Source organism: Lysobacter korlensis (genome assembly GCF_042434515.1).
The window spans coordinates 1-7,114 of record NZ_JBHLTG010000021.1 but is presented as its reverse complement, the minus strand read 5'-3'; the positions used below and the strand labels follow the sequence as shown (position 1 = coordinate 7,114).

Genomic DNA, 7,114 nt, shown 5'->3' with positions numbered 1-7,114 from the left:
AATGTATAGGGTGCACCTGCTGGTCGCCGGCAACGGGCCCTAACAATTCGTCCAAGCCGACGCCGCTTCGCGGCGCGGCTTAACTCAGGTGTTAGGCCGCATTGGAACAGCCCATGTTCTGTGCGGAGGGCCGGCTGGCGAGCAAGCTCGCCCCGGCTGGTCTTTCGGCTGCTCACGCCCTTCGCCCCGGACCGTTCCGGTGGCGGCTGCACTCGCCGTCACTTCTTTCGGTCGCTGCAGGCCGCTCGGTTAGAACTCTTCCGTGAAGGCCCGGCTCCAGGTGTGCTCGGCGCGGTCTTACAGTAGGGTCTCGGCTGTTGGCCGGTTGGCGGTGGCTCGGGGCAGCTTCCCCGAGCATCCTCACCAATTCGGCCTAACAATTCGTCCAAGCCGACGCCGCTTCGCGGCGCGGCTTAACTCAAGGTGTTAGGTGCGGCATGCAGCCTTCTCGCAAACTGGCGCTGGTACTACTCGGATGCACCGTGCCGCTGGCGATTGCCGGAGGGCCCGCCGCAGAACCCGAACGAGCACGCGTGTACTACCGCTCGTTCCTCAGCACATCAATCGTCGCTCTTGACGAGGCCATGCTCGCTAGCGCTCACGACGAGCATGTCGTGGTAACTAGCCCGCAGCGGCTTCAGGCCCTTCGGCGCGCGCTTGACCGGCCGTGCAAAGCCGTGCCGGTGACACACGCGCAGGACCTACGTCTTCTTGTTCGTTGGTCAGGCGCCCAGCCGTGGAGCTGGAAAGCGTCGGCCTTTGCGTCCCGCGACTCGCGCACTAACTATGCGTGCGAATTCACACCAGCTCATCGGCAGGCGGTTCTGGCAACATTGGGGCTGGAAAGGTAAGGGCCACGTCGGCCGCACCTAACAATTCGTCCAAGCCGACGCCGCTTCGCGGCGCGGCTTAACTCAGGTGTTAGATTGCGATGAGGCCTCTGCCGCTACTTGCTGAAAAGGCCGCGTTAGTTGCGATTCTCGCGGCTTGCAGTGACACGGGGCGCCATGAAGTGCCTGGAGTCGTGATTTCTAGGCTCGGCGGCGATGCCTGCGAGCTGGTCATTGATCGCGCCGACGGGTCCACGCCCCAGCGAGTCGCAGGAGTCAAGTGCGTAGCAATGCCTGATCGCTCCGTTCAGGTCACAGCCCCCGGTTGCGCACCGCTCGTGCTTCAGTCCTTCACCGCCACCGGACCAATCGACGGCTATGTGTGCCCCTCATGTAACCAGCCGCGGTCGGAGGCAGCAGAGTGTCTGCCAGGCATTTCCAGCCTGCCGGAACTCTGGGCATTCCGTTGACAGCCGGCTCGCAATCTAACAATTCGTCCAAGCCGACCCCGCTTCGCGGCGCGGCTTAACTCAGGTGTTAGAGCCCATGACCGAGATCGTCGAGTGTGTGAAGCACGAAGAGCAGGAGGCAACGTTTGTCTGCCAGCACCTCGTCGCGTGCCTCCATTCCGGAGAACCAGTCGGCTTCTACTTCTCTGGCGAACCGCGGGGAGACGCCTGGTGCTCGGCCTGCGAGGAGACCCGGATCCGGGAGGGTGGCTCTTCCGGCGACTGGAACGAGCGTTCAGAAGCCTTTGCTGGCATTAGTCTGTTGTGCGGCGCCTGCTATGACAGCGTCAGATCGCTGCATGGGCTCTAACAATTCGTCCAAGCCGACGCCGCTTCGCGGCGCGGCTTAACTCAGGTGTTAGAGGGCTATCGAAGTTCACCGGCAGCTGTGAGCTTCCTTGGCGAGGCCGCGCCGGCCAGATCCCACGCGCGTGTCAGTTCGCCGTGGGCACCGTGAAGACAGGAGGGGAAAGGCGGGCTTGTCGCGCATCCTCACCGACACGTACTTCAAGTGCGTCACCTTTCACGGTAAAGCGCACAGTGAGAAACCGGCTCATCCTCTGCTGCCTCGTAACCAACGAGGCAAGTGGAACAGGATATTTGAACTCTTGTCCGTCCTGCCCGGGTGCGCTTCGCCATCTCACTACTACGCGTTCGGGAATTGGCATGGTGTCGCTGTACACGCGTAGAGCACCAGCGGCAAACTCATCGTCGCCATCTGGACCGTAAGGCAAGATGATTTCGCCATAATCAATGCGGAACTCATACGCCGGTGTTGCGCCGTTGTGCATGGCCACAGAGTGAAGCCTCGCACTTTCCGACGTCGTAGCGCAGCCCCCTAGCAGGGCTACAGCCAGTATCCACGCTCTCATCGGTCCCCTTCTTCCGTCCGCCCTAGTAGGCTTTCATGCACATAGTAAGCTCGTGCGCCAGGCAGCTGCGAGATGGCATCGGGGCGCCCTCTAACAATTCGTCCAAGCCGAAACCGCTTCGCGGTTCGGCTTAACTCAGGTGTTAGGCGTCATGGATGAAGGTCTGCAGCGACTGATACAGGAATACCTCGCAGCTGTCCGCGAAGCCGTGGCAGAGCTGTCGGCGTCAGGCATTCCACTACCCGCCAGCCGAATGGAATGGGTTACCTCCGGCGCGCCAAAGCAGGGCGTGCTCGTGAGCGGCCGCGTCTACCTCAAGCATGGCTATGGCTGCGCGGTGGGCACCGAGCCCAACGAAGTAGACTTTGACTTCGGCGAGCGCGGCGAGACCAACGGATTCGATGGCCGGCGCCTCGCCAGATTCAGCGGGTTCCAATCCAGCGCCTACGGCTTCGCCGACGAGAAGGAGCTCGAGCGAGCGCTCGGGGTGGAAGCTGAGCAAGGGCGCGTGGTGAAACGTGGGTCGCTCTACTACCTCACGTGCCATGTCGCCTAACAATTCGTCCAAGCCGACGCCGCTTCGCGGCGCGGCTTAACTCAGGTGTTAGGCGGGGAGTAGTGGCTGTCTTGGTCAGTGCAGCTCTGGTCGGCCTCGCACTACAACCGCACTCAGGCAAAGGCGCCGTGGCCTTCGTCGCAGCGCCCGCGAGTCCGCTCGGGACGGTTGGCTGCCTTCGGACGCACCGGACCTCACACTCTTCCGGTCCGCGCCCGGTTGAGTTCTCGGGCCTAACTGAAAGCGTTAGGCACTGGGGCTTCCTCTCGGGCGCTTGTCCTGCAGCCGCCGCCGGGTCGACTGCCTTCGGCCGCCCCGGACGGGTAAGATCGGCTCGTTGCTGTGAGGGTTCGGCGCGACCTCACGCATTCTTTCCGGGCCAGCGAGTATCCGCGTGCTGCGGATTCTTTCGGGCCTAACTACGCGTTCAAGCCGACACCGCTTCGCGGCGCGGCTTAACTTGGGTGTTAGGCGGGCACCAGTGCTGTGTTGGTCGGTGGTGTTCCGCATGGCTTCGGGCTGCTGTCGTGTCCAGGCAAAGGCTCCGAGGTTTTCGTCGCCTTGTCCGCAAGTTCGCTCGGGACCGTTGGCTGACTTCGGCCGCATCGGGCCTCGGGCTCTTCCGGGTCGCGCCTTTGCCGCCCTTTCGGGCGTTATTCCATAACGCACTGTCCGCTGGTGCCGGGCGCTCTTCAGGCGTCGCCGCCGAGTTGACTGCCTTCGGCCGCTGCCGGCGGACCGTTCTGCCAGTTGCTGTGCCGCCCTGCTCGGCCTCCGGCTTTGGTCTCGGCCCTTGTCTCTTTTCCGGCTCCGGCCGGTATGCTGCAGCCTAACAATTCGTCCAAGCCGACGCCGCTTCGCGGCGCGGCTTAACTCAGGTGTTAGGCGTCGGATGTTTAATCAAAGGAGATTTGCTTTGACAAGCAACGTGTTAATAGCGGCGGTTGTTTCCATGTCTCTTGGTGGCTGCGCCACCGTCCAGTACGGCTCCCGAGATGCGGAAGCGGACCTCCAAAGGCTCGAACCAATCCCAGGAAAGGCAAGCTTGTACGTTTGTCGTGAGAACGCAGCCTTTGTTGGCGCTGGGAACAGAACAAGTGTGATCGTGGACGACAAGCCCATCGGCACGCTCAAGCCGAACAACTTCGCACACACTGTTGTCGAGCCAGGCAGTCACGACATATATCTAGACCAGAGCCCGGGGGGAAAGAGCGGCACACTTACGATCAATACGATCGCAGATGAGGTGGCCATCGTCTGGGCCGGGATGACCGGCAATGGCTGGGGCGTGCTCACCGTGGATGAGTTCTCTGATCGGGCCGAGGCGGAGCGCTGCGTGCGAGGGGCAAAGTACGCTGTCCCGCCGACCAACTAGCCCCAGCCTAACAATTCGTCCAAGCCGACGCCGCTTCGCGGCGCGGCTTAACTCAGGTGTTAGCGCCCATGCCTATTTCCCGGCGAGCCGTGACGGCCCTTACCCTTCTTACTGCCTCTGGGCCCGTACTCGCGTCGGACGTCACGGGGCTGCCCACCATGCTCATGGGTGTTCCCACAATGATCGTTCTTAATCTCGCCTTAGGCGTCTGCACGGCGCTCCGAGGAGTCACAGCTCGGAAGGTCATCGCGACTACCGGCGGTCTTGTGGCAGCGGCGGCTTCTATTCTCTTCGGGGAAGATGCCCTGGGAACGCTCTCCAGGGGGCAAGAGGCAGTTCTCGGCACGCTGTTCTTCGGGCTGGCTGGACTGGCGTTCTACCTCTGCTTCAAGCTCTTCAGTCCACCAAGCGCACCAATCTCGGATGGGCGCTAACAATTCGTCCAAGCCGACGCCGCTTCGCGGCGCGGCTTAACTCAGGTGTTAGCAGCCATGGAAGCACCAACTCGGCCCGAAGACTCCTTCCAGACCTTCGTCGAGGGAGTCGGGCGGCTGGTCGATGATCTAGAGCACGCCGGCGCGGCACACGGCAGCACAACCTGGTACTTGGCAAATCATCTCCGTAGGGTGCATCAGAATGCACTGTCGTCGTCCTCGGCAAAGGAGATCAGCCAGTCTATGCGGGCTGTGTCCCGGTTTACTGTCGACTCGCTAGAGTGGGACGGCGAGCTCATGCGCAGAGTTCAAGAGTTGGAGGCGCTGCATCGGCGTCTTCTGCACTGCAGTCCGGAGCAGTCTCGGCTTGGCTGCTAACAATTCGTCCAAGCCGACGCCGCTTCGCGGCGCGGCTTAACTCAGGTGTTAGGCCTCGGAGGTAGATGATGGGCGCTCGTGAGTTCGTGGCGTGCTGGAAGCGCGAGAAGGAGTCCTACATGGCCTTTGTCCAGAGCGGCGATGGGCTGGCCGGCAAGCAATTTGCTGCGCTTGACCTGCCTGCCGAGCAGCAGGCGAAGCTCTGGGCAGCGCTGGATACGGCCCTTACGGACGTGTTCTATACGCTACTGCTTGGGTTGGACGGTTGCGCCCAAGTGGGTGGAGTGCAGGAGATCTTCCGCATCCACGATGAGGAGGGAAACCTCATTTCGGATTGTGGCGAGCTTGAGGCCGAGGCATATGAGCAGTTCCAGGCCAAGGCCTAACAATTCGTCCAAGCCGACGCCGCTTCGCGGCGCGGCTTAACTCAGGTGTTAGGCCTTGCATCAGGATCGACGTATATGAGTAACGGAACGCAAGAGCAGATGCCGGGCTGGCTCGCCGCTGGGAACGTGGCGCTGGTTCTCATGGTCGCGATCGGAACACTCTGGCCGTTCGAGATGACCAACATCCTGCCGCACGCTCTTCAGTTCACGCATTGGCCTTTGTGGCTTAAGGTGGCAGCTGGCCTGTGTGCTGTCACTTGCGTCGCAGGGGATTTGTGGTTTTGGGTGTATAAGCCGCTCGCTAGGCCAGTCCGGTAGGCAAGGCCTAACAATTCGTCCAAGCCGACGCCGCTTCGCGGCGCGGCTTAACTCAGGTGTTAGAGCCCAGTCATGCAAAAACTGTGCGTGTATGTCGAAGGCAGCGATCTGGAGGACTGCGAAGGCGCCGTCCTGTCGAGGTTCGGGCGGCTAACCGCGCAATGGTCCGAAAAGGGGGCCAGCTTAATAAACGAGCGATCGTCCCCGGACGAGGACCCGACCTTGGGTCCTGGTGATTGTCCCGACTGGTCTCTAGGGCTTGAGATGCCGCTCGGCGCTTTCGGACGCGCAGAGGCGGAGGAGCTAGTGTCATTTGCGACAGAGCTGTGTCAGGCCACTGGTCGGGACCTTGTTGTCGGCGTGGCGCTCGATAGCCGCAGACTGGAAGAGATCCATTGGCTCAGTGCAGACGCGGGCGCGAGTGACGTAGAGTTCCTCGTAGTTCACGTCGCTGGGCTCTAACAATTCGTCCAAGCCGACGCCGCTTCGCGGCGCGGCTTAACTCAGGTGTTAGAGCCCAGTCATGCAAAAACTGTGCGTGTATGTCGAAGGCAGCGATCTGGAGGACTGCGAAGGCGCCGTCCTGTCGAGGTTCGGGCGGCTAACCGCGCAATGGTCCGAAAAGGGGGCCAGCTTAATAAACGAGCGATCGTCCCCGGACGAGGACCCGACCTTGGGTCCTGGTGATTGTCCCGACTGGTCTCTAGGGCTTGAGATGCCGCTCGGCGCTTTCGGGCGCGCAGAGGCGGAGGAGCTAGTGTCATTTGCGACAGAGCTGTGTCAGGCCACTGGTCGGGACCTTGTTGTCGGCGTGGCGCTCGATAGCCGCAGACTGGAAGAGATCCATTGGCTCAGTGCAGACGCGGGCGCGAGTGACGTAGAGTTCCTCGTAGTTCACGTCGCTGGGCTCTAACAATTCGTCCAAGCCGACGCCGCTTCGCGGCGCGGCTTAACTCAGGTGTTAGGCGGGCAGCAGTGGCTGTCCTGGTCGGTGAGGTTCTGCGCCGCTTCGGGCTGACGTCGCTCGCAGGCAAAGGCGCCGTGGTTTTCGTCACAGCGCCCGCGGCTCCGCTCGGGACGGCTGACTGGCTTCGGACGCATCGGGCCTCACGCTCTTTCTGCCCGCGCCCGGCAGGGTTCTCGGGCGTAACTTCGTCACGCTGTGGCGGTTCTCGGCGGGCGCTTCTCACGCAGTCGCCGCCGGGTTGGCTGCCCTCTGCCACTGCCGCCTGTCGCTCTGCCTGTTGCTATGCCGCCCTGCCCGCCCTCTACCCTTGGTCTCGGCCCTTGTCTCTTTTACGGCTCCGGCCGGTATGCTGCAGCCTAACTATTCGTTCAAGCCGAGCCCGCTTCGCGGGCCGGCTTAACTCAGGTGTTAGAGCCCAATGGATGGGATTAGGCGACTCGTCGGAACAGTTCTTGTAGCTCTGTTCCCTATCCCAGCCATGGCCTCGGG

Annotated in this window: 5 protein-coding genes; 4 read left to right on the top strand and 1 reads right to left on the bottom strand. The window is 62.1% G+C overall.

The features are described from left to right. Positions 1-1,376 precede the first annotated feature (1,376 nt). Entirely contained in the window at positions 1,377-1,649 is a 273-nt protein-coding gene (locus ACFFGH_RS33965; protein ID WP_386677308.1) for a hypothetical protein, read from the top strand. Positions 1,650-1,773: 124 nt separating this feature from the next. Here the strand turns inward: ACFFGH_RS33965 and ACFFGH_RS33960 are convergent, their stop codons facing one another. Next, a complete protein-coding gene (locus ACFFGH_RS33960; protein ID WP_386677306.1) occupies positions 1,774-2,136 on the bottom strand; it encodes a hypothetical protein in 363 nt (120 codons plus the stop codon). A 226-nt stretch (positions 2,137-2,362) separates the two neighbouring features. Between ACFFGH_RS33960 and ACFFGH_RS33955 the strand changes: the two genes are divergently transcribed. The 3 genes from ACFFGH_RS33955 to ACFFGH_RS33945 all read left to right on the top strand — a co-directional run bounded on the left by ACFFGH_RS33955 (position 2,363) and on the right by ACFFGH_RS33945 (position 5,340). Beyond that, entirely contained in the window at positions 2,363-2,767 is a 405-nt protein-coding gene (locus tag ACFFGH_RS33955; RefSeq protein ID WP_386677304.1) for a DUF6896 domain-containing protein, read from the top strand. A 916-nt stretch (positions 2,768-3,683) separates the two neighbouring features. Beyond that, positions 3,684-4,142, top strand: coding sequence for a hypothetical protein (locus tag ACFFGH_RS33950; RefSeq protein ID WP_386677302.1), 459 nt, complete (start codon positions 3,684-3,686; stop codon positions 4,140-4,142). A gap of 931 nt (positions 4,143-5,073) precedes the next feature. Then, positions 5,074-5,340: a hypothetical protein gene (locus ACFFGH_RS33945; RefSeq protein ID WP_386677300.1), complete on the top strand. Its 267-nt coding sequence runs from the start codon at positions 5,074-5,076 to the stop codon at positions 5,338-5,340. The last annotated feature ends 1,774 nt before the right edge of the window (positions 5,341-7,114 follow it).

Excerpts from the sequence above, each read along its gene's own strand:
- ACFFGH_RS33955 (WP_386677304.1), top strand. The coding sequence starts at position 2,363 with ATGGATGAAGGTCTGCAGCGACTGATACAGGAATACCTCGCAGCTGTC.
- ACFFGH_RS33965 (WP_386677308.1), top strand. The coding sequence starts at position 1,377 with ATGACCGAGATCGTCGAGTGTGTGAAGCACGAAGAGCAGGAGGCAACG.
- ACFFGH_RS33945 (WP_386677300.1), top strand. The coding sequence starts at position 5,074 with ATGGCCTTTGTCCAGAGCGGCGATGGGCTGGCCGGCAAGCAATTTGCT.